Annotated in this window: 20 protein-coding genes; 10 read left to right on the top strand and 10 right to left on the bottom strand. The window is 72.2% G+C overall.

The window, feature by feature from the left end; genetic code table 11:
• Nucleotides 1-39: 39 nt before the first annotated feature.
• Nucleotides 40-1482, bottom strand: a complete 1443-nt coding sequence (locus ACZ63E_RS05375) for an FAD-dependent oxidoreductase (RefSeq protein WP_465334518.1) — start codon at nt 1480-1482, stop codon at nt 40-42.
• Nucleotides 1483-1568: 86 nt separating this feature from the next.
• Between ACZ63E_RS05375 and ACZ63E_RS05370 the strand changes: the two genes are divergently transcribed.
• Complete coding sequence (locus ACZ63E_RS05370) at nt 1569-2177, top strand: TetR/AcrR family transcriptional regulator (protein ID WP_465334517.1); 609 nt, start codon at nt 1569-1571, stop codon at nt 2175-2177.
• On the opposite strand, the gene ACZ63E_RS05365 is transcribed toward ACZ63E_RS05370, so the two are convergent.
• Nucleotides 2162-3370, bottom strand: coding sequence for a fatty acid desaturase family protein (locus ACZ63E_RS05365; protein WP_465334516.1), 1209 nt, complete (start codon nt 3368-3370; stop codon nt 2162-2164). The genes ACZ63E_RS05370 and ACZ63E_RS05365 overlap by 16 nt on opposite strands.
• A 16-nt stretch (nt 3371-3386) precedes the next feature.
• On the bottom strand, nt 3387-4484 hold the full coding sequence (locus tag ACZ63E_RS05360; RefSeq protein ID WP_465334515.1) for a ferredoxin reductase: 1098 nt from the start codon (nt 4482-4484) through the stop codon (nt 3387-3389).
• 623 nt (nt 4485-5107) lie between these two features.
• On the opposite strand from ACZ63E_RS05360, the gene ACZ63E_RS05355 reads away from it, so the two are divergent.
• Genes ACZ63E_RS05355 through ACZ63E_RS05345 form a run of 3 tightly spaced genes read left to right on the top strand, consistent with a single transcriptional unit; the run spans nt 5108 to nt 7343 of the window.
• On the top strand, nt 5108-5647 hold the full coding sequence (locus tag ACZ63E_RS05355) for a YbaB/EbfC family nucleoid-associated protein (protein WP_465334514.1): 540 nt from the start codon (nt 5108-5110) through the stop codon (nt 5645-5647).
• Between the two features lie 14 nt (nt 5648-5661).
• On the top strand, nt 5662-5997 hold the full coding sequence (locus tag ACZ63E_RS05350; RefSeq protein WP_465313352.1) for a hypothetical protein: 336 nt from the start codon (nt 5662-5664) through the stop codon (nt 5995-5997).
• Nucleotides 5994-7343 (top strand): hypothetical protein, encoded by a 1350-nt coding sequence (locus tag ACZ63E_RS05345; RefSeq protein ID WP_465334512.1) that lies wholly within the window; start codon nt 5994-5996, stop codon nt 7341-7343. Before ACZ63E_RS05350 ends, ACZ63E_RS05345 begins: the two co-directional genes overlap by 4 nt.
• Nucleotides 7344-7392: 49 nt before the next feature.
• Here the strand turns inward: ACZ63E_RS05345 and ACZ63E_RS05340 are convergent, their stop codons facing one another.
• On the bottom strand, nt 7393-8043 hold the full coding sequence (locus tag ACZ63E_RS05340; protein ID WP_465334510.1) for a DUF4230 domain-containing protein: 651 nt from the start codon (nt 8041-8043) through the stop codon (nt 7393-7395).
• Between the two features lie 177 nt (nt 8044-8220).
• Here ACZ63E_RS05340 and ACZ63E_RS05335 point away from each other — a divergent pair, with 177 nt between their 5' ends.
• On the top strand, nt 8221-9174 hold the full coding sequence (locus tag ACZ63E_RS05335) for an NAD(+)/NADH kinase (protein ID WP_465334508.1): 954 nt from the start codon (nt 8221-8223) through the stop codon (nt 9172-9174).
• Nucleotides 9175-9183: 9 nt separating this feature from the next.
• Nucleotides 9184-9756 (top strand): hypothetical protein, encoded by a 573-nt coding sequence (locus tag ACZ63E_RS05330; protein ID WP_465334506.1) that lies wholly within the window; start codon nt 9184-9186, stop codon nt 9754-9756.
• Nucleotides 9757-9819: 63 nt separating this feature from the next.
• On the opposite strand, the gene ACZ63E_RS05325 is transcribed toward ACZ63E_RS05330, so the two are convergent.
• Both ACZ63E_RS05325 and ACZ63E_RS05320 read right to left on the bottom strand, forming a co-directional pair.
• Nucleotides 9820-10575 (bottom strand): MBL fold metallo-hydrolase, encoded by a 756-nt coding sequence (locus tag ACZ63E_RS05325; protein WP_465334504.1) that lies wholly within the window; start codon nt 10573-10575, stop codon nt 9820-9822.
• Nucleotides 10576-10596: 21 nt separating this feature from the next.
• Nucleotides 10597-11376, bottom strand: a complete 780-nt coding sequence (locus ACZ63E_RS05320) for an alpha/beta fold hydrolase (RefSeq protein WP_465334503.1) — start codon at nt 11374-11376, stop codon at nt 10597-10599.
• A gap of 95 nt (nt 11377-11471) precedes the next feature.
• On the opposite strand from ACZ63E_RS05320, the gene ACZ63E_RS05315 reads away from it, so the two are divergent.
• Together ACZ63E_RS05315 and ACZ63E_RS05310 are read left to right on the top strand one after the other, a co-directional pair.
• The gene (locus ACZ63E_RS05315; RefSeq protein ID WP_465334502.1) at nt 11472-11903 is read left to right on the top strand and encodes a MarR family winged helix-turn-helix transcriptional regulator; all 432 of its coding nucleotides are present in this window, start codon (nt 11472-11474) and stop codon (nt 11901-11903) included.
• Nucleotides 11903-13141 carry an acetyl-CoA hydrolase/transferase family protein gene (locus ACZ63E_RS05310; RefSeq protein WP_465334500.1) on the top strand — a complete coding sequence of 413 codons (1239 nt, stop codon included), beginning with the start codon at nt 11903-11905 and terminating at the stop codon, nt 13139-13141. The genes ACZ63E_RS05315 and ACZ63E_RS05310 overlap by 1 nt, the downstream gene beginning before the upstream one ends.
• Nucleotides 13142-13156: 15 nt before the next feature.
• Here the strand turns inward: ACZ63E_RS05310 and ACZ63E_RS05305 are convergent, their stop codons facing one another.
• Both ACZ63E_RS05305 and ACZ63E_RS05300 read right to left on the bottom strand, forming a co-directional pair.
• Nucleotides 13157-14611, bottom strand: a complete 1455-nt coding sequence (locus tag ACZ63E_RS05305) for a sulfatase family protein (RefSeq protein WP_465334498.1) — start codon at nt 14609-14611, stop codon at nt 13157-13159.
• A gap of 35 nt (nt 14612-14646) precedes the next feature.
• Complete coding sequence (locus ACZ63E_RS05300; protein ID WP_465334496.1) at nt 14647-16251, bottom strand: long-chain-fatty-acid--CoA ligase; 1605 nt, start codon at nt 16249-16251, stop codon at nt 14647-14649.
• Between the two features lie 111 nt (nt 16252-16362).
• On the opposite strand from ACZ63E_RS05300, the gene ACZ63E_RS05295 reads away from it, so the two are divergent.
• Nucleotides 16363-17301: a beta-ketoacyl-ACP synthase 3 gene (locus ACZ63E_RS05295; protein ID WP_465334495.1), complete on the top strand. Its 939-nt coding sequence runs from the start codon at nt 16363-16365 to the stop codon at nt 17299-17301.
• Here the strand turns inward: ACZ63E_RS05295 and ACZ63E_RS05290 are convergent.
• Both ACZ63E_RS05290 and ACZ63E_RS05285 read right to left on the bottom strand, forming a co-directional pair.
• Nucleotides 17298-17777, bottom strand: a complete 480-nt coding sequence (locus tag ACZ63E_RS05290) for an SRPBCC family protein (RefSeq protein ID WP_465334493.1) — start codon at nt 17775-17777, stop codon at nt 17298-17300. The two genes, ACZ63E_RS05295 and ACZ63E_RS05290, sit on opposite strands and share 4 nt — an antisense overlap.
• A 61-nt stretch (nt 17778-17838) precedes the next feature.
• Nucleotides 17839-18705, bottom strand: a complete 867-nt coding sequence (locus tag ACZ63E_RS05285) for an IniB N-terminal domain-containing protein (RefSeq protein WP_465334491.1) — start codon at nt 18703-18705, stop codon at nt 17839-17841.
• 266 nt (nt 18706-18971) lie between these two features.
• Between ACZ63E_RS05285 and ACZ63E_RS05280 the strand changes: the two genes are divergently transcribed.
• A complete protein-coding gene (locus ACZ63E_RS05280; protein ID WP_465334489.1) occupies nt 18972-21353 on the top strand; it encodes a helix-turn-helix transcriptional regulator in 2382 nt (793 codons plus the stop codon).
• Nucleotides 21354-21373: the final 20 nt, after the last annotated feature.

Raw genomic sequence — 21373 nt, 5'->3', positions numbered from 1 at the left:
GGGCTGCCGGTGCCAGGTTCGAGCCTGCCGCGATGCGAGTCAGCCGACCGCGGCGAGGTAGTCCGTCACCGCCGAGGCATCACCGGCGTCCGAGATCAGCCCGACGTAACCGTCGGGCCGGATCAGCACAAGACTTCGCTCCGTCGCACCGTACGCGGCCGCCAGCTGCCCCTCGGTGTCGGTGACTTCACCAGGCCCGGAAGGCGTGCCGACGACACGCACGGTCTTCACCTCGATCGCCGCCGCGGAGCCGAAGTCCACCAGGGTGAACTGCCCGCCGCGGGTCAGCTCGAACAGCCGCCGGTCGCCCTCCGCCGTCCGCAAGCCTGTCGCGTCCGGAGCGCGGTCACCGGCGCGGAGCGGCGCCGTCTCCTCACGGTCGTCGCGAGCCAACGCCGAGCCCCGGTAACCGAGGGAAAGCTGCATGGTCTCCGCGTCGCGGCGGAGCGGGATTCCCTTCTCCTCGATGGCCTGCGCCAGCCGCGCGTTCGACAGCGCGAGCACACCCTCCGCGATCGGCCGGCGCTCGGCGCCGTAACTGTCGAGCAGGGCGGGTGTGCCCCTCGCGAGCTTCCAGGCGAGGTTGTGCGCGTCCTGGATGCCGGTGTTCATCCCCTGGCCGCCGGCGGGGGAGTGGATGTGCGCCGCGTCGCCCGCGAGGAACACCCGGCCTTCGCGGTAACGGTCGGCCAGGCGGATGTTGGCCCGCCACAACGACTTCCACTCCGGGCTGTGCAGCCGGAGGTCGGTGCGGCCGGTGCGGCGCTCGAGGATCGCCTGCAGGTTCGCGAGGCCGAGCTCCGGATCTTGGCCCGGCGCGAGGACGGCCTGGTACTGGAAGACGCCGGTCGAGGGCAACGGACACAGGCCGACCATGCCTTCCTCGTGCTGCCACAGGTGCCACGCGTCGCGGTCGAGGCCGTCGACGGCGAGGTCGGCGACGATCATCCGCACCTCCTCGCGGGTCTCACCCTCGAAGCCGATCCCGGCCTGTTTGCGGACGACGCTGTGGCCGCCGTCGCAGCCGACCAGCCAGCGTGCGGTGATGGTTCCCGTCGAGACCGTCGCCGTCACGGAGTCGTCCGACTGCTCGAAGCCGGTGAGCTCGGCGCCGAACTCGACCTTCCCGCCGAGCTCCTCCAGCCGTAGCCGGAGTGCCTCTTCGACCCGCCATTCGGGCGTGATCAGGCCGGCCCGGTAGGGGACGCCGGGCCGCGACGGCTCGGCGCCGGTCAGCGTCACCCGGCCGTCGAGCGCGGTCGCCCGGATCGGCATCGCCGGCCGGCCGTTCGCGAGCACGCGGTCGACGACCCCCAGGTCCTCGAACACCTCCAGCGTCCGCGGCTGGACACCCTTGCCGCGCGAGCCGGGCTGCGGGCCGGGCGCGGCCTCGACCAGCCGGAACGGGACACCGAGCCGGGCGAGCTCGCACGCCAGCGTCAGCCCGGTGGGCCCGGCGCCGGCGATCAGGACCTCGGTCATCATGCACTCCCGTCAAGAAAGGAATCACTTTCTAACGACGGTAGCCGCGGTTGCGGAGAAAGGCAAACCTTTCTATCGTGCCGAGGATGGTCACCGAACCCGCCCGCCGCCGCCGGCACGGCAAGCAGCTCGAGGCGGAGCTGCTGGCCGCCGGCTGGGAAGAGCTGGTCGAGGCCGGGTACGCCCGCCTGACGATGGAGTCGGTGGCCGTGCGCGCCCGCACCAGCGAGCCGGTCCTCTACCGCCGCTGGGCCAACAAGGACGAAGTGGTGCTCGCCTCGATCGAGCACCACCGGAGCACGCACCCGGTCGAGGTCGCCGACACCGGCTCACTGCGCGGCGACCTGCTCGCCCAGCTGACGGCGTTGAGTGACGCCTTGGCCGGCTTCTTCGCCGTCGCCGCGGCCGCCGCCTTCTCCGGACTGCTGGCCGACACCGGTCTCACGCCCGCCCAGGCCCGCGACAAGGTCCTGGCCCAGGACCGGCTTCCCCCGCTGCGCGCCCTCTACCGGCGGGCCCACGACCGCGGCGAGCTCGACCTCGGCCGTGTTCCGGCGGCGGTCCTCGCCATGCCGTTCGACCTCGTGCGCCACGACCTGCTGATGAACCTCGAACCGCTGAAGCCCGCGCGGATCCGCTCGATCGTCGACGAGCTCTTCCTGCCCCTGGTGCGGGACGCTCAGCCGCCTTCGTAAGGGCCGGGCTTCGGCCGCGGCCGCCCGCCCGGGAAGGCCAGCCGCAGGATCGTTCGGTGCACCGTGCCGAGCTGCCGGGACAGCGGCCCGGTGTTGTACGGCAGGCCGTACCGGCGGCAGATGTCCCGCACCTGCGGGGCGATCTCGGCGTAGCGGCTGCTGGGCATGTCGGGGAACAGGTGGTGTTCGACCTGGTAGCCGAGGTTTCCGCTCAGCAGGTGGAACAACGGTGACCCGGTGATGTTCGCCGCGCCGACGAGCTGCCGGACGTACCAGCCGCCGCGGGTTTCGTCGCGCACCTCGTCCTGGCTGAACGTGTAGGTCTGGTCGGGGAAGTGGCCGCAGAAGATGATCGAGTGCGCCCAGAGGTTGCGGATGATGTTCGCGGTGAAGTTCGCCCGGAAGGTCGCGGCGAACGTCCCGCCGCCTTCCGCGCGGGCGGCGTCGAGCTCGCCCCGCGGCGCGCCCTTCCGGAGCCGGCCCACGGCGAGCGCGGCGAGCGCGCTGACGAGCGGCCAGCCGACGTAGTCCTTGAGGACCTGGTCGCGGGCCTTGCCGGAGATGCCCTTGAGGTCGTGCCAGACGTCCTTCATCGGCTTCTCGCCGGCGCGGATGGCTTCGACGTCCAGGTCGTGCACCGCGACGCCCCACTCGAAGAACGCCATCAGCAGCAGGTTGTACAGCGGCTGCGCCAGGTACGCCGGGTGCCACTTCTGGTGCGGGTCGATGCGCATGATCTCGTAGCCGAGATCCTTGTCCTTGCCGCGGATGTTCGTGTACGTGTGGTGGATGTAGTTGTGCGAATGCTTCCACGCCGTCGCGGTCGAAGCCGTGTCCCAGTCCCAAGTGGACGAATGGATGTCCGGGTCGTTCATCCAGTCCCACTGGCCGTGCAGCACGTTGTGCCCGATCTCCATGTTCTCCAGGATCTTCGCGACCGCCAGGCAGCCGGTGCCCGCCGTCCAGGCCACCTTGGACCGGGAGCCGAGCAGCAGCGCCCGGCCGGCCACCGCGATCTGCCGGTGCAGCCGGATGACGCCCTTGATGTACCGGCGGTCGCGGTCACCCAGGTCGGCGCGCACCCGGTCGTGGATGGCGTCGAACTCGCGGGCGAGCTCGGCCAGCTGGTCCGCGCTCAGGTGGGCGAACGGGTGTGCGCTCTTCGGGGGCAGCGTTGTCGTCGTCGAGGACATGGGTTCCCTTCTCCGCTCAGAGTTCGACCGTGACCCGGCCTTCGGCGCCGTGCACGCAGGTGCGCACGATCTCGTTGTGCTTCTCGCTGACGGCGTTGGTGCGCAGGTCGCGGATCCGGCCCTCCCGGATCGGCAGCACGCAGGTGTGGCAGACCCCGACCCGGCAGCCGAACGGCATCTCGACTCCCGCGTTCTCGCCCGCGACGAGGATCGGGGTGCCGGGCGGGCAGTCCGCGTCGAGGTTCCGGTGCGCGAACCGCACGGTGCCGCCCGTCCCGTCGGCGGTTTCGCCGCCGACGATCGGCTGGAACCGCTCGTGGTGGAGCCGGTCGACGTCGCCGTGGCTCTTCCAGTGCGCCTGCAGGGAATCCAGGAGCTCGCCGGGCCCGCAGCCGTAGGTTTCCCGCTCGCGCCAGTCCGGGCACAGCGTGTCGAGCTCGGCGGGGGAGAACCGGCCGTCCCGGCTGGTGATGCGCAGTTCGAGCCGGAAGCCGTCGTGCCGGTTCTCCAGCGCGGCCAGCTCTTCGCCGAAGATGACCCCGTCGGCGTCCCGCGCCGAGTGCACGTGGACGACGTCCCGCAGGCCGGGGCCCGGGTCGAGGTGCCGCAGCATGCTCATGACCGGCGTGATGCCGCTGCCCGCGGTGACGAACAGCAGCCCGCGGTCGAGGCGCTCCGGCAGGGTGAAGGAGCCTTCGACCTCACCGAGCCGCACGACCTCGCCGGGGTGCGCCCGCTCGACCAGGTACGGCGAGACGACACCGCCGTCGACCTTCTTGGGGGTGACGGAGATGAGCCCGTCCGCGCGGTCCGGGCTCGACGTCAGCGAGTACGCGCGCCAGTGGTGGACGCCGTTGATGACCACGCCGAGCCGCACGTACTGCCCGGGCTCGTGCCCGACCCAGTCGAACCCGGGGCGGATCAGCACGGTCGCCGCGCCGCCGCGTTCGGGCCGGACGTGCTCGATCCGCCCGCGCAGCTCCCGGGTCGACCACAGGGGGTTGATCAGTTCCAGGTAGTCGTCCGGCCGCAACGGCGTGAACAGCCAGCGCAGCGCGCGCAGGGCCCGCCGCCGCAGCGGCGACGCCGGCGGCCGCATCCCCACTTCGGCCATCAGGCGTCACCCCGTCCGGGACGGGTGGTCACGACCTCGGTGTGCACCATGCTTGTTGAGTGTACATGCGTGCACTCAATCCGCAGTGCGAGTCAGCGGGCGGGTGGGCCGGCCGTGCACCTGCTTGCACCAGTGAGCCGCGCGCGACGACCTGCGAAGCTTCCCGCTGGGGGCGTTCGCCTCCGCGGCGCCCGCCGCCGCGGTCCCGGCACTCCACCTGCCCGAGCCGACCGGTCGCCATGCGGTCGGAAGTGCGACGCTGGGTCGAGGTAGCGGGCACGGTGCACCGTCGTTCACCGATGTCGCGCCGTTCGCCGGCCGGGGCGGCCTCCCCGCGACCACCACCGCGGAACGCGTCCAGGCCATCACCCGGGCCTACGTCGGGGCGTTCTTCGACCGGCACCTGCGCGGAAAGCCGTCGCCGTGTCGCGATCTGTCACTGAGGCGGCTGGTCGCGGCCTTCGGGAGCCGCCGGTGTTTTGTCCGGTATCGCCGGCCGTTCCCGAGGAAAACCACGCCGATCCACGCCCCGTTCAGCCGGCGGCTCTGTGCGTGTCATCTCGAGTTAGAACGGCGCTGATTGACTTCTCAGCACTCCAGATCTTTCTCGCGACGAGGACAAATTGACACAGTCAGTGCCCCCCGGCGGCGGTGATGGCGACCCGCTGGCCGCGTTCAACGCCGAGCTCGAGCAGATTCAGGCCAAGGCCGCGGCGGCCCAGGAACGGCTCCAGTCCGCCGTCGCCACCGTGCAGGCGCCGGACGGGGCGGTCCAGGTGACCGTCGGCCCGAGCGGGGTCCTGCAGGACCTCCGGTTCGGCCCCCGCGCGTACGAGCGGTCCCCGCAAGCCCTGTCCGGCCTGGTGATGCAGCTGATCGGCCGCGCGCAGCAGAAGGTCTCGGCCCAGGTCGCCGACGCGTTCGACGGCATGGTCGGCGAGAGCTCCGCGGCGCGCGAGCTGCTGTCGGAGTTCCTGCCGGCGCCCGAGCCGGACGAGGGAACACCGCCGGACGCCAACGCCAAGTTCATGCCGGAGGGCGGGGACCGCCCGCCGCCGCCCTCGCGTCCGCAGCCGCCGAGCCCACCGCAACCGCAGCGTGGTCAGCCGCGCCGCCGTCCCCGGCCCGAGCCGGAGGACGACGGCGAGAGCAACCCCTGGTAGGAGGAGGAGAACCAGTGGTTTCCGGAGACGGTTTCACGGTCGACCCGAACGAGCTGCAGAAGTTCAGCCAGTTCCTGTCGGGCACCACACAGCCGGCGGTGCAGGAGGCCGCGAACCGGATGCAGGCGGCGAACGGGTTCGACAACGCCGCGTTCGGCATCCTGCTCGCGCAGGTGCTCGCCGTGCCTTCGCGCATCACCATGGGCGTGATCGCCGGGGAGATCGGCAAGCTCGTCGGGGACATCGGCAAGTCCGCCGACGACGTCAAGAAGGCCGCCGACACGTACGCGACCCACGACTCGAACACCGCCAAGGGTTTGAGCACCTTCGAGACGGAGCTGGGCAAGTGACCGTTCCCATCACGGCATCGAACTCGACGACCGGCGCCGGCGTCTTCGACAGCTGGAAGCAGGTCGGCGACTCGATCGGCAAGGTCCAGACCGAGCACGGCGGTGACCTCGCGGCCGTCAGCGTCGAGCTGGGCATCAACGTCATCAGCGCCGTGCTCGACACCGTCGCGTTCGCCATGGACCCCCTGGCCAAGCTGATCGCGGCCGGGCTGGGCTGGCTGATCGAGCACGTCTCCTTCCTGAAGTGGCCGCTGGACCAGGTCGCGGGCAACCCGGCCGAGGTCACGAAGGTCGCCAACGAGCTGCACAAGATCGGCGAGTCGCTGCGCCACACCGGCACCGAGCTCGACGAGACCCTCAAGTCGACGATCACCCAGTGGCAGGGCAAGGGCTACGACAGCTTCCTGAAGTCGATCAACGACCGGAAGGGCTGGATCGACGCCAACGCCAAGGCGGCCGACGTCGCCGGCTACATGGTCGAGACCACCGGGGCCCTGATCGGCGCGGTCCGCTCGCTGCTGCGCGACATCATCACGACCATCCTCGGCGACATCATCTCCACGATGCTCATCGCCCTCGCGCTCGCCATCCCGACGTTCGGCGCGTCGATCGCGGTCGGCGTGACCAAGTGCGTCGCGACGGTCTCGGTGCAGGTCGCGGCGATGATGGCGAAGCTCGCCAAGGTCATCTCCTACGCCGGTCGCACGCTGGCCCGGCTCACCGGGCTGTCGAAGCTGGTCAAGGGGAAGCCGGGCTCCTCGGGCGCGGGTCACGAGATGACGCCGATGCCGCCGCCGGGCACCGCGATCACCCACAACGGCCCGCCCACCACCGGCGGTGCCACGCCCAGCACCCGGCCCCCGGGTGACGGCACGACCCCGAACTTCTCGCGGCCGCTGCCGCCGCCGGGCACCGCGGTCACGCACGACGGCCCGCCGACCACCGGCGGCGGCACGCCGAGCACCCGGCCGCCGGGTGACGGCACCACGCCGAACTTCTCGCGGCCGCTGCCGAAGCCGCCGGAGCCGCCCAAGCCGACGCCGCCGAAGTCGCACCTGAGCGACCACGACGTCTCGACGATCAAGAAGCACGAGGACTGGCTGAAGACGAAGTTCGGCGACAGCTACAAGAAGATGAAGTTCGTCGACGACTGGCTGAAGGCCAAGCACCCGGACTACTACCCGATGCTGAAGTCCCTCTCCGACGCCAAGAGCTCGAAGAACTTCGTCGGCTGGGCGGGCAAGGACATCGTCCAGGTCGACCGCGGGCTCACCGACATCCAGATGCAGGCCGAGGCCGCGTGGGCCGAAGAGGACAAGAAGGAACAGCAGCAACAGCCGCACTAGCACCGCGGCCGGTCCGGTGGGCGGCGCCCGCCGGACCGGCGACGCGGGGTCAGCCGCTGGGGTTCTCGGCGTAGTTCACCGTGATGTTCTTGAACCCCAGGGACTGCAGCAGCCCGGTGAGCATCGTCTTCGTGTTCCGCTCGGCGTCGGCCACCAGCGTGCTCTTCGCGGCCGCGCCCTGGATCTGCTTCTGGGCGAGCTCGTACAAGGCCTGCTGGGAGTTCGGGTTCCCGCTGAGGAAGTCGTTGATCTTGGTGAACAGGCCCTGCCGCTCCGCGTACACGTGCGATTGGTGGACGTCCAGCGTGGCCGGCTCCAGCTGCGCGTGTCCGAGGGTGACCGTGGCGGACTGGCGGTCGTCGGAAACCTTGACCGCGTCACCCTTCAGCTTGGAGAAGTCGACAAAGGCGTTGTCCGTGCCGACGCCGATGAACAGCGTGTCGCTGCCCACCAGGAAGCTGGGCAGGACCGAGCTGGTCGAGATGTCGACAACCACCTGGAACGAACCGCTCGCCGCCTCGTAGCGAGAGAGCTCCACGATCGACTGCAGCAGCACCGGTCCTGAGTGCTCCTCGGTCTTTTCGGCGAACGGGTTGCGCAGCTGGGGCAACAGGTGCACGGCCGACGCGACGAGTGCCGCCGCCGCCAAAACCACCACCGCCACAGCCAGAACGACGAGCCGCTTGCCCCAAGTTCCCATACCGGGAGGAATACCCACGCCGCCGCCGGGCTAAGCGGCTCCGTAGGCGGGCGGCCGGTTGCGCCGGACGGCCTAACGCCGGGAAACCCGTTGGCCTGCGGCGAAAGTCGTCCACAGAGGACGCCCGTGCGGGTGGGCGGGGGAGCGCTCCGGGCTCCGACCGGCCAGAATGGCCTCATGGGAGACTTCGGGATCGGCCGCGTCGGGGTGGTGGCGCACCCGCGGAAGCCGGTGCGGGATTCGGTCGAGGTGCTGGTCTCGTTCGCCGAGCGGCACGGGGTCGGGCTGCTGGCGCGGGAGACGGACGCCGCGCAGGTCGGAGCCGGCGTGCCGGTGGTGTCCGACGCCGAGTTCGCGGCCGGGGTGGACGCCGTGGTCAGCCTGGGCGGGGACGGCACGATGCTGGGCGCGATGCGGCTGGCCGTCGAGCGGCCGGTGCCGGTGCTCGGGGTGAACTACGGCAACGTCGGCTTCCTCGTCGAGATCTCGCCCCCTGAGCTCGCCGGGGCGCTGGAGCGGGTGCACGCCGGGGACTTCGAAGTCGAGCCGCACAGCTGCATCGTGCTGGCGGAAGGGGACGCGACGGCGGTCGCGTTCAACGACGTGGTCGTCGGCGGGGCCACCCCCGGGGCGACGGTCGAGGTCGACCTGCTCGTCGACGGGGCGCAGTTCGGCTACTACCGCTGTGACGCGCTGATCCTGAGCACCCCGACCGGCTCCACGGCGTACAACTACGCGGCCGGCGGGCCGGTGATCTCCCCGGCGGCGGAGGTGCTCGCGGTGACCCCGGTCGCGTCGATGTCCGGGGTCAGCCGCTCGATCGTGCTGCCCGCCCGCGACGTCGTCACGCTGCGCGGGGTGGCCCGCAGCGCCGCGCCGATGCTGCGCGTCGACGGGAACGCGTGGCGGCCGCTCGAAGCCGCCACGCCGCTGACGGCGACGCTGCGCCCGGACGCGGCCCAGGTGGTGCGCCTGGACCCCGGCCGGCACGCGCAGCGCAGCCGCGTCAAGCTCAGCCTGCTCGACCTGCCGCTGCGGCCCGAGCAGATGGCCGAGCTCCTGCCCACGGACATGCGTGAGGACCTCGCCCGCCTGCGCGAACGCCGTCAGCTGCCGGAGCGCCGGGGTTAGGGTCACCCGGTGGTCAAGTCACGCAGTGTTCTCTTCGCGGTGCCGGGGCTCCTGCTCGCGGCTTTCGGCGCGGTCCACCCCGGGGTGCTCGACGCGGCCACCGCGCCCTGGTGGGTGACGCTGCACGTCATCCTGCTCCCGGTCTTCCCGCTCCTGGCGGTGGCGCAATGGGTCCTGCTGGCTCCGGCGCCCCGGTGGCTCCGGTGGCCCGGCCGCCTGGCGGCGTACGGGTACGCGGCGTTCTACGGCGCGCTCGACGCGGTCGCGGGCATCGCGGCGGGCACGGTGGTCCACGCCCAGCACGGCGCGACCCCGGTCGTCGGCGCCCTGTTCGAGATCGGCGACCTGCTCGGGCTCATCGGGGCGGGGTGTTTTCTCGTCGCCAACGGGTTTGTCGTGGCCGCGGTCGTCGTGCGCGCGGGGTGGTGGGCGGCGGTGCCGGGTGGCGTGGTTCTCCTGGTCGCGAGCGTGTCCTTTCTCGACAGTCACATCTTCTGGCCGCGGGGTGTGCTCACGATGATCGGTGTGGCGCTGGGGATGTCCTTGTCGGCTCTCGCCGGGGCGCCCGCAAGGGATCGGTAACTGTGCTGCGCCGACTTCCCGAAGAACCGCGCGAGATGATCTCCGGGGTGAACCGACCCTCACTCACGGGACCGTCACCACGGTTCCGGGCAACACCAGCCGGACCTCGATCTCCGGGGCGAGGCGCGCCACCGCGTCCGCGTAGTGGCGTGGGTCCTGGTCCGCCTTCGTGAGCATCCGGTCGCCCAGCCGTCCACTGTGGAACGCGTAGTGGTGCGGCACCGCCAGCGCCGGCTTCAGCGCGGCCGTCAGCCCCGCTGCCTCCTCGGCGTCCATGACCACCTGACGCAGGTCCAGCGGCCGGACGCACAGGCCGTTGGTGGGCAGGATGGCCAGGTCGACCGGCCCGAACCGGTCGGGGATGGTGTCCAGTTCGGGCACCCGCAGCGAGTCGCCGCCGAAGAAGACCGTGCGGCCGTGGGCCTGGATGACGAACGTGACCTCGTGGACGCCGTGCTTGCCCGGCGCCGCCGTCACGGTCAGGTCGCCGACCGTCGTCGCCTCCCACGCTTCGATGGCGCGGACGTCGCGGAAGCCCTTGTCCCGTGCGATGGCCGCGACCGTGCCCGGCCCGACCAGGGGCGTGCCGAGGTCGAAGCCGCCGGCGACGAGCGCGTCGAGGTCGCAGTGGTCGTAGTGCTCGTGGCTGACCACGACCGCGTCGACCCCGCCGAGGGACTCCACGGTCGAGGCCACCGGCTCGCCCTGGTGGTAGGTGGCGGTCTCGGTGAACCACGGGTCGGTCAGGACGCGGATCCCGCCGACGTCGATCAGCTGGCAGGCGTGCCCGATCCGGGTCACGCTCAAGGGAGTGCTCACGGGGTTCTCCTTCGGGAATGGTCAGAGGTCGAGCAACGCGCCGAGCAGCTCTTCGGGTGTCTCCACCTGCGGCAGGTGACCGGTGCGGGGCAGCAGGGTGAACTTCGCCAGCGGGATGGCGTCGGCGAAGGCCCGGCCGTACCCCGGGCCGGCGATGCCGTCGCTTTCGCCCCACAGCACGTGGACCGGGATGTCGATGTCGCCGAGCCGCTTGGCGAGCGTCGGGTCGGCCATCGCCGGCCCGGTGTAGCCGATCAGCGCGCGCACGTCGGGGCTCGGGCCGGTGCCCCCGCCCGGCGGGACCGGCGCCTTGCTCGGGTCGTGGAAGGAGAACGCCCGCAGCTCGGCCGGGGAAAGGCCGCTGACGTCGGTGATCGGCTGGCCCTCGACCTCGATGCCGATGCCGTCGACGAGGACCGCGCCGCTGACCCGCGGGCTCTTCCGGAGGGCGATTTCGGCGGCCAGCCAGCCGCCGAAGGAGTTGCCGAGCACGGTCACGTCGGTGAGGTCGAGCCGCTCCAGCAGGTCGACGTACACCCCGGCCAGGTCGGCGACGCTGTTCAGGCTGTCGGGCTTCGGGGTGCCGCCGAACCCGGGGTGGGTGGGCAGCAGCACGCGGGAGTGGGTGCGCTCGGCGAGCAGGTCGGCGAAGCCGGCCATCGTCGCGACGCCGCCACCGCCGTGCAGGAGCAGGAACGGGCGGGTGCGGTCGCGGTCCTGGACGGTCACCTCGACCGGGCCGAGGGTGTGGGTTTCGGTGCGGGTGGGCCGGAGCGAGCCGGCGGCGGGGAGGGTCGTCATGGTTCCTTCTCGGGATCGGCGGAGACCTACCTAAGGAACCTTATATAAACTTCTTTAGATAAGCAACCTGTCTTCGATGAGCTAAGGTGAGCCGCATGAAGTACCGCCCCGGTGACGTCGGCCTGGCCGTCAAACGCCTGCAGTACCGCCACCACCGCGCGCTGAGCCGGGCGCTCGCGCCGCTGGGGCTTTCGCTCGTGCAGTGGGACACGCTGCGGCACCTGCACCGCGAGCCCGACGCGTCCCTGCACGAGCTGGCGGTGCTGACCTTCCAGACCGACCAGTCCTTCGGCTCGCTGGCCACCCGGATGGCCGACCGCGGGCTGATCGAGCGGGTCCCGGGGCCGGGCCGGGCCGTGCGGCACCGGCTCACCGGCGAAGGCGCGCGGCTGCGCGCCGAAGGGCAGTCGCTCGTGGACGACGTCATCGAGTCCTCGTTCCGGAACCTGTCCCCGGCCCAGGTCGACCAGCTGGGTGAGCTGCTCGACCACGCCCTCGGCGACGACGACCCTGCCGTGGGGTGGTGATGCGCGTCCTGTCGGAGGCGCAGCTGGGCGCAGTGCTGGCCGGGATGCCGGCCCCGCGGCCCCGGGTGGTCGTCAGCGGGAACTTCGCCACTCCCCGGCGGGCGCTCGCCGTCCTGGACGCGGCGCTGGCGGAGTACCGCCTGTTCGCCCTGAACGCGCAGGCCGGGATGCCCGACCGCGACGGCGTCCTGCTGGAAACGCCGTTCGTCGGCCCGGGCATGCGCGGGCGCGCCGGGCTCCGGTACTTCCCGGCCCGGCTGTCACTCGTCCCGCAGCTGCTCAAGGAGTCACTGCCGCCGGACGTCGTCGTGGTGCACACGTCGCCGCCCGTGGACGGCGTGGTTTCGCTGGGCACGGAGGTGAACATCCTGCCCGCGGCGGTCGAAGCGGTCCGGGCGCGGGGCGGTCTGGTCGTCGCGCAGGTCAACGCGCAGATGCCCTTCACCCACGGCGACGGCCTGCTGCCGGTCGAAGAGATCGACTACGCACTGGAGGCCGACGAGCCGCTGCCGTCCCCCGAGCCGCGGTTCCTCGGCGACACGGCCCGCACGATCGGCGCGCGAGTGGCCGAGCTGGTCACCGACGGCGCGACGCTGCAGCTGGGGATCGGCGGCATCCCGGACGCGACGCTGGCCGCGGTCACCGGCCGCCACGGGCTCGCGGTGTGGTCGGAGATGTTCAGCGACGGTGTGCTCACCCTCGACCGGGCCGGCGCGCTCGACCCGGCGGTGCCGGTGACGGCGTCGTTCGTGTTCGGCAGCGCCGAGCTGTACCGGTGGGTGGACCGCAACCCCCGGGTCCGCCTGCTGCGCACGGAGAAGACGAACGACCCGGCCGTGATCGCCCGGCAGCGCGGCCTGGTTTCGGTGAACAGCGCCCTGGAGGTCGACCTGTTCGCCCAGGCCAACGCCAGCCGGGTGCGCGGGGAGATCTACTCGGGTTTCGGCGGGCAGAGCGACTTCGTGGTGGGCGCCCTGCACTCACCCGGCGGCCGGGCGGTCATCGCGCTGCCGTCGTGGCACCCGAAGGCGGACGTCTCGACCGTGGTGCCGCGGCTGGCGGGGCCGGTCACGTCGTTCCAGCACAGCTTCATCGTCAGCGAGCACGGCGTCGCGGCGGTGTGGGGGCACGACGCGGGTGAGCAGGCCCAGCAGATCGTGGACCACGTCGCGCATCCCGACGCGCGGGAAGAGCTTCGGGCCCGGGGTGGAGAACTCGGTTTCACGCTCCGGAAGTGACCGCGGACCAGGTCCTCAGTGCCGGCAAGAAGCCGTCCCGTGGCAGGAGATCATGGCCTGCAGGGTGTCGTGCAGCTTCTTCGCGGTGTCCGGGGGCAGCTCGGCCGCGGTGTTGTGCAGCTGCAGCGGGTCCTTCGTGCGGTCGTAGTACTCCTTCGCGCCGTCGGTGTACTCGACGTAGGTGTAGGTCGTGCTGCGGATCGCCTCGTAGGTGACGGGGTTGCCGCTGTTCTTCTTCGGTTTGTCCGGGTCGGCCCGGTCGAAGTCCGGGCCGTGGTGCTCGACCAGCCCGACCTCGCGCCACGCCGGCGGGGTCGCGCCGCTCAGCAGCGGCACCAGGTTCTCGCCGTCCACCTCCGGCGGGGTCCGGGCGCCGGCCAGCGCTTCGAACGTCGGGCGCAGGTCGATGTTCTCCACCGGCTGGTTCACGGTCGCGCCGGCCTTGACGCCGGGCCCGGTGACCACCAGCGGCACGTGCACGTCGGTGTCGAAGGCCGTCTGCTTGCCGGGGGTGAGCCGGTATTCGCCCATGTGGAAGCCGTTGTCGGAGGTGAACACGATGTCGGTGTTCCCGCGCACGCCCGCCTTGTCGAGCGCCTCCTGCACGGTGCCGATCATCTTGTCCACCGACTGCACGGCTTGTGCGCGCTTGCGGAAGTCGTGGTCGATGGTCTTCTTTTCCTTGTCCGTCAACGGGGTGCGGGAGGCGAGCCACGGCGGCGCCGACGAGGGCAGGGTGTCGAACGCCGGTCCGCGCGGCGCGGTGAGGCCGGGGAAGGCGTCGGCGTCGCGGGGCGCCGGGGTGAACGGGCCATGCGGGGCGAACGTCGCGAGCTCGATCGCGAACGGCGTGTGCGCGGCCGCCGAGGTGGTGACGAACTGCGCCGCCTTACCGGCCATCACGTCGACCAGGTAGTCCTGGGGCGTCTTCCCGTAGTGCTTCACCGTGCCGTTTTCGTTGAGGTCGTAGTCGAACTCGCCGTAGCCGTTCCCGGCGACGTCCCACTCGCTCCAGCCCGGGGGTACCCCGTCGGCCTTCGGGTCGTAGCCGTTGAGGTACTTGCCCAGCATCGCGGTGCGGTAGCCGGCCTGCTGCAGCGACGTCGCGTAAGTCGACTTGTCGTCGCCGCGGCCGTGGAACGCGCCGTAGCCGCCGTCCGCGCCGCCATTGGTGAACACGCCCGTGTTGTGCGGCAGCATGCCGGTGAATAGCGACGAGCGCGACGGGCAGCACAGCGAGTCGGTCACCGTGTAGTTGGCGAACGTGGTGCCGGTCTTGGCCATGTCCTGCACGTGAGGCAGGTACGGCAGCAGGTTCGTCGAGAGGTCGTCGGTGAGGACGAGGACGATGTTCGGCTTGCCGCCCGCGGCCTGCGGGGACGCCGGGGCGTCGGCCGTGCAGGCGACGGCGGTCGAGGCGACGGCCACAGCCAGGGCCGCGGTCAGGAGCAGACGGGCACGAGAGGACATGCCCCGCACGCTAAGGCCGGCACGACAGAGCCCGATCAGCGTTGTGTTCGGGTTCGGTAATGGACGTCCGGGCCCGGCCGGTGCCAGACGGGATCGGCGCCCTCGAGTCCCTGCGCGGCGAGGGTGCGCTTGAGGACCTTGTACGTCGCGGTGCGCGGCAGGGTCTCGGTGATCCGGACGTAACGGGGGAGCTGCTTGGGGCCGAGGTCGGGCTGCTCGGCGAGGAACGCCGCGAAGCCGGCCGGGTCGAGCGTCGCCCCGGCCCGGGGCACCACGGCGGCCATCACCTGGTCACCCACGGCCGGGTCGGGCACCCCGTACACGGCGACCTCGGCGACGTCCGGGTGCCGGATGAGGATCCGCTCGATCGGCGCGGTGCCGAGGTTCTCGCCGTCGACGCGCAGCCAGTCGCCGGTGCGGCCGGCGAAGTAGCAGTAGCCGTCCTGGTCGACGTACCCGAGGTCGCCGCTGTGGTACCAGCCGTTGCGCAGCCGGGACGCGTTCGCCTGCTCGTCGCCGTAGTAACCGGCGAACCAGCCCGCCCCGGCGGTGTTCACCAGCTCGCCGACGGCCTCCCGGGCGTTGCTCAGCCGGCCGTCCGGGCCGAACTCGGCCGGGGGACAGGGTTTTCCGGTGTCCGGGTCGAGCACCACGGTGCCGTCGGTGAGCTTGCCGAGCGCGCCCGGCGGGGTGTCCGCGCTCCGGGCGATCGACACGCCGCCTTCGGTCGAGCCGAAGCCGTCGACGACCCGGCAGCCGAACCGCTCGGCGAACCGGGTCAGGTCCGCCTCGGCGCCCTCGTTGCCGTAGACGAAACGCAGGGGGTTGTCCGCGTCGTCCGCGCGTGGCGGGGTGGCGAGCACGTAGGACAGCGGGCGGCCGACGTAGTTGGCGTAGGTGGCGCCGAACGCGCGCACGTCGGGCAGGAAGCCGGACGCGGAGAACCGGCGGCGCAGGGCGAGCGTCGCGCCGGCGGCGAGGCCGACCGACCAGCCGGCCATGATCGCGTTGGAGTGGAACATCGGCATCGCGAGGTAGACGGTGTCCGATGTGGACAGTCCAAACCGGTCCGCGAGCATCCGGCCGGGGAAGGCGATCTTCCCGTGGGTGCAGCGGACGGCCTTGGGGTCGCCGCTGGTGCCGGAGGTGAAGATCAGCATCAGCAGGTCGTCCGGTGTGGCCGGCACGGGCGCGAGCGGCGCGTCCGCGTGCGCGGCGACGAGGTCGTGCCAGGCGGGGGAGTGCAGGTCGAAGACCCGCTCGGGGCCGAGACCGAGCTCCAGGCCGGCCAGCAGGCCCGCGTGCCGGGGCTCGGTGAGGACGAGCCGGCAGTCGGCCAGCCGGACGTCCCGGGCCAGCGCCGCCCCGCGCCGGGTCGGGTTCAGCCCGACCAGGACCGCGCCGGCCAGCGCCGCTCCGCCGAGGGCGAAAGAGAACTCCGGCAGGTTGTCGGCCAGGACGCCGATGTGGAACGGGACTCCGGGCCGCCGCAACGCCGTGAAGGCCGCCGCGTAGGCGGCCGAGGTCCGGACGTGGGCGCGCCAGGACCAGGTTTCGTCTTCGAACCGCAGGCCGGGGTGGTCGTCGGCCGCCCGGGCCAGCAGCAGGTCGGTGACGGTCGACGGGTCGGCTCCGGCCATGGCACGAGAATACGGAGTCGGGACCTCCGGTGCGGGATGGATTCCTGAGGGTGTCGTTTAGATTCCGAACGATCGGTTGCTATATTGGCCGCCGACCCCGAGGAGGGACAGATGCCCGGCTCCCGTTTGACCGCGCTCGGCCACCACCAGCCCGGCCGTGTGCTGACCAACGCCGACCTGGAAGACCTGGTCGACACCTCCGACGAGTGGATCCGCCGCCGCACCGGCATCGTCACGCGGCACATCGCGGACGGCTCGGTGACCGACCTGGCCGCCGAGGCCGCGGCGAAGGCGCTGGCCGCGGCCGGGCTGGAGCCGGGCGAGATCGGCATGGTCGTCGTCGCCACGTGCAGTGCGATCGACCGCTGCCCGTCGATCGCCGCCCAGGTCGCGGGCCGGCTGGGCATCCCCGCCCCGGTCTGCTTCGACCTCAACAACGGCTGCGCCGGCTTCTGCACCGCGCTGGCCACCGCCGACCACGCCGTCCAGGCCGGCGCCGCGCGGCACGCGCTGGTCATCGGTGCGGAGAAGATGTCGGACGTCACCGACTGGACCGACCGCGGCACGTGCGTCCTGCTCGGCGACGGAGCGGGCGCGGCGGTCGTCAGCGCGGCCGAGACCGCGGCGGTGGGCCCGGTCGTCTGGGGCTCCGACCCGGCGCGCGGACACCTGGTCCGCTTGGTCGACGAGTGGCGGCCGTCCTTCGCCCAGGACGGCCAGTCGGTGTTCCGCTGGGCGACGCAGGAACTGCCCGCCGTCGCGGCGGAAGCTTGCCGCCGCGCGGGCATCGCGACGACGGATCTGGCGGGAGTCGTCACCCATCAGGCCAACCTGCGGATCATCGAGGTCCTGACCAGCCGCCTCGAGCTACGTGACGACGTGGTGATCGGGCGAGACGTCGTCGACTCGGGCAACACCTCGGCGGCGTCCGTGCCGCTTGCACTGTCCAAAATGGTGTCTCGTGGGGAGCTGCCGTCCGGGGAACCGGTGCTGTTGTTCGCTTTCGGTGGTGGGCTGTCCTGGGCCGGTCAGGTCGTGACTTGCCCCTAGAAGCACGTCGTGCCGGATTCGACGGTTCGGGCGAGGATGCCGAGCGTGGCCCGGAGCGCGGCTTCGGGAATGACCGGGAAGATGTCCTTCTCGCGGTAGCGCTGGTCGATCTCGCTCCAGTCGTAGTACGACGTGAGCAGGGTGCCCGCGCCGTCGGCTTCGAGCCGGTAGCCGTAGAGGTGCTTGATCGGGGGCTGGATGGTTCCGGAGATCGTCCACTCGATCAGGGCGTCCTGCTCGAAGCGGGTGATGATCACCGTGACGTCGTACTTGCCCATCGGGAAGTCGTTGAGGGCTTCGCGGTCCATGTGGACGACGAACTCGTCGCCGGCCGCCCGGACCGGCTCTCCGTCGGCGGACTGGAGCATGCCCGAGCTGTCGATCGCGACGTGGCCCCGGGGATCACAAAGCACCCCGAAGATCTTCGCCGGTGTCGCCGCGATCCGGCGCTGCACTTCGAACCGTTCGGTAACCATGGTCTTCAGCATGCCTCAGCGGACGGTGGGCCTCCCGGCGAACCGGGAGGCCCACGCCGGATCAGTGGGGGAGGTGGACGTCGTTGCCGGAGCCGATGGACAGGTGGCTCAGGTCGGCGCCGATGTTGCCGCTGAGGGCGCCTTCGCCGATGTTGCCGACGACGTCGTGGACGTCGGAGACACCACTGGTGTGCGAGGCGATGTCGCCGACGTGGCTGGTGACGTCGCCGAGGGTGCCGTTGTGCGAGATGTCGCCGAGGTGCGTGGTCACGCCGGTCGCGTGGCTCGCGATGTCGCCGACGCCGTGCGCGGTGACGTCGCCGATCGTGTGCTCGAGGCCGGTGCCCACGCCCAGCGAACCGGTGAGGTCGCCGATCGTCGAGCCGACACCCTGGGCGCCGTCGACGGCCGAGGTGACGCCGGAGACGTGCTCCAGGCCGGACGTGAGGTCGAGGGCGCCGGTGGTGTCGCCACCGGTGACGTCGCCGACTGCGCCGGTGACCGTGGTGACCGGGTCGAGCTGGCCGCCACCGACGTGGTCGATGCCGCTGGTGAGGTCGCCCGCGGCGCTGAACGGGTCGGTGATGTTCTGGGTGAGGGCGGTCATCCCGCTGACCGCGCCGAGCACGTTGTTCTCGGAGGTGGCGTCGCCGAGCGCGAGGTTCTGGGTGAGGGCCTGGAGCTGCTCGATGGCGCCGGCCTGGCCGGTGGTGATCGAGTCGAGGTTCAGGCCGTTCTCGCCGCCCAGGTTGCCGACGTGGGCGAAGTCGAGCACGAGCGGGAGGATGTCGTGCAGGTCGGCGCCGGAGATGTCGCCGAGGCCCGCGTCGTTCAGCGTCTGCTGCGGGTCGCTACCGAAGGCGCCGCGGGCGGACGGGTCGTTGAGCAGGTTGAGCGTGAATTCGTACAGCGACTGCGCCGGGTTCATGGATCAGGCTTTCTGTGGGGGACGTCGGCGATCACCGACCTCCCCGACGTTAGGGCGGTCGCGGCCGGGCGACATCGGGGTTGACGCCTAGCCACGATCTTGGTCATCCCTGAGGGGGAAGCATCACCCGTTAGGGGATTGATCCCGAGTGTGGCGTGGGTCTCTTCCCGAGAACGGGGGCCCGAACCCCCATCTGCGGCGCCGCGTGGACTCGAACCCGTACGGGTGACCAGAGCGGATCACCGTGTTCGGAGGTGCCGGCCGTCATGAAGGAGCTGCTGCCCGCGCAGCTGCACGACCTGGTGACCGGGGTCGACACCCGTCCCGGCGACCCGGTCCGGGTGGTCCTCGCCGGCCCGCCCGGACACGGGAAGTCGACGCTGCTGGGCGCGATCGCCCGGCACTACCGCGCAGCCGGCGTGCCCGTGATCGGCCGTGACGAGCTCGCCGGGGACACCTCCGCGGCCGGTGCGGCGATCCTGCTCGACGACGCCGACACCCTCACCGGCGCCGCCCGGGAAACCCTCGCCGGCCTGGCCGGGCGCACGCCACGGCTGGTGCTCACGCACACGCCCGGGGCGAGCGGGTCCCTGGCCGCGGGGCTGGTCGGCCCCGGGGTCCGGCACATCCGGCTCACCTCGTGGACCGTCGCCGACATCACCCGGTTCGCGCAGGGGGTGCTCGGTCGTGCGGTCCCGCCCGAGCAGGCCGCCTCCCTGCACCGGGCGACGGCGGGAGTGCCGCGGCTGGTGACCCGCTGGCTGCGCGCGTCGGGTCCCGCCGAACTGGTCGACGAGCTGCGCGCGCGGCTGGACCTGCTCGGCGAGCCGGGACTGACCTACCTGGTGGCGGCCGGCGCCGGGGGCAGCCGGGATCTCGAGGTCCTCGCGGCGGCCCTGGACCAGGACCGCGACGACGTCTCCGCGGTGGTCGCCCAGGTCCGTGCCGCCGGGTTCCTGGCCGCCGACGACACCGTGCCGCCGGTGACGGCGCGGGCGGTCCGGGACCACGTCGGCGTGGACCGCGCGCTCACTGTCCTGGTCCGGATGCTCGACGTCCTGCTGGCCGCCGGCCGGCCGGTGCTGCCGGTCGCCCGTGAGCTGCTGCGGCTGGGGGCCGCCGGCGAGACCGTCCGCGCCGGGCTCGAGGCGGCGGCCGCGGAAGTGCTCACCGGCGAGCCGGCGCTCGCCGCCGACCTCTACGCGGCCGCGGCGCGGGGCGGCAGTTCCCGGACGCGGCTGGCCGCGGGCTGGGCCGAGGCCGCGGTGCGGTCGGGGCGGCCCGGCACGGCGCTGCGGCTCGCCGACGAGCTCCTGACCTCGGAGATTCCCGAAGAACGGACTCGCGGCGCGGTCGTCGCGGGGACCGTCATCGCGCGCCGCGGCGACCTGGCCCGGGGCGCCGAGCTCCTGCGCTGGTCGGGCGAGCCCGGGGCGAGCCGGCTGGCGGACCTCGCCGGCCTCGCGCTCGGCGAGGACCGACCCGGCCCGCCGGAGACCGGGACGCCGCTCCCGGCCCACGGCCATCTCGCCGGGCAGCTGCTGGACGGGATCCGGGAGTCCGTGACGGGCCGGTCCGAGGCCGCGCTGGCCACCCTGCTGGCCGCGGCCGACTCCGCGGCGGCCGCCGGCGGCGGGCACCTCCTGCCGGACTCGCCCGCCGCGCTAGCCGCCCTGGTGGCGTTGCAGACGGCCGAGTTCGACCTGGCGCACGGCGTCCTCACCCGCGCCACCGGCGGCGAACGGCACACGCTCCTGCTCGGCTGGACGGCGATGCTCCGTGGCGACCTCGCCGCCGCGGAAGCCCACCGGGCGGCCGTGCTCGGCCTGGACGTCGAGCTGGCTCCTCGCGACGAGCTCTTCCTGCGCACCCTCGAGCTCGGGCTGGCCCGGCGTGGCGAAACCCCGGACGCCGTCCGCACGGTCTGGCCCGCGGCCTACGACGCGATGATGCGCCAGCCGGTCGACCTGTTCACGCTGCTGCCCCTCGGTGAGCTGCTCGTCGCGGCGGCGCGGGTGGACGAGAGCGCCCGCGTCACGGCGCACCGGGCTCGTGCCGTCGCGCTGCTGGACCGGCTCGGCTCGCCGCCGCTGTGGTCGACGTGGCTCAACTGGTCGATGTTCCACGCCGCGGTCCTGGCCGGTGACCACCAGACCGCCCGCGACGCTCTGCGCCCTCTCGCCGCGGCGACCGGACGTCCGGCGCCGGCCCTGGCCGCGGCCGGTGCCGAGTGGCTCGCCGTCGTCGAGGGCGCGGTCGACCCCGGCGCCGTGCTGGCCGGCGCCGAGCGCTTGCACCGCGCCGGGCTCCGGTGGGACGCCGCGAGGCTGGCCGGGCAGGCGGCGATCCGCGCGACCGACCGGACCGCGATGGTGACGTTGCTGCGGGCCGCCAAACGGTTCTCCTCCGGCGTCACCAGCCGGCCGGCCACACCGGGCCCGTCCGCCTTGCCTGCGCTGACCCCGCGTGAACGCGACATCGGGCGCCTGGTCGTCGAGGGGCACACCTACCGCGAGATCGGGGAACGGCTCCACATCTCGGGCAAGACCGTCGAGCACCACATGGCACGCATCCGCGGCAAGCTCGGCGTCACCGATCGCCGCACGATCGCGACGATGCTGCACGGCCTGCTGGGCGAGGCGGTCTGACCGGGGGACAAGCGGGCCTC

It is taken from the genome of Amycolatopsis sp. NPDC104819 (genome assembly GCF_055583145.1).
The sequence above is the reverse complement of the archived record's forward strand: the minus strand, read 5'-3'. Positions and strand labels throughout refer to the sequence as shown.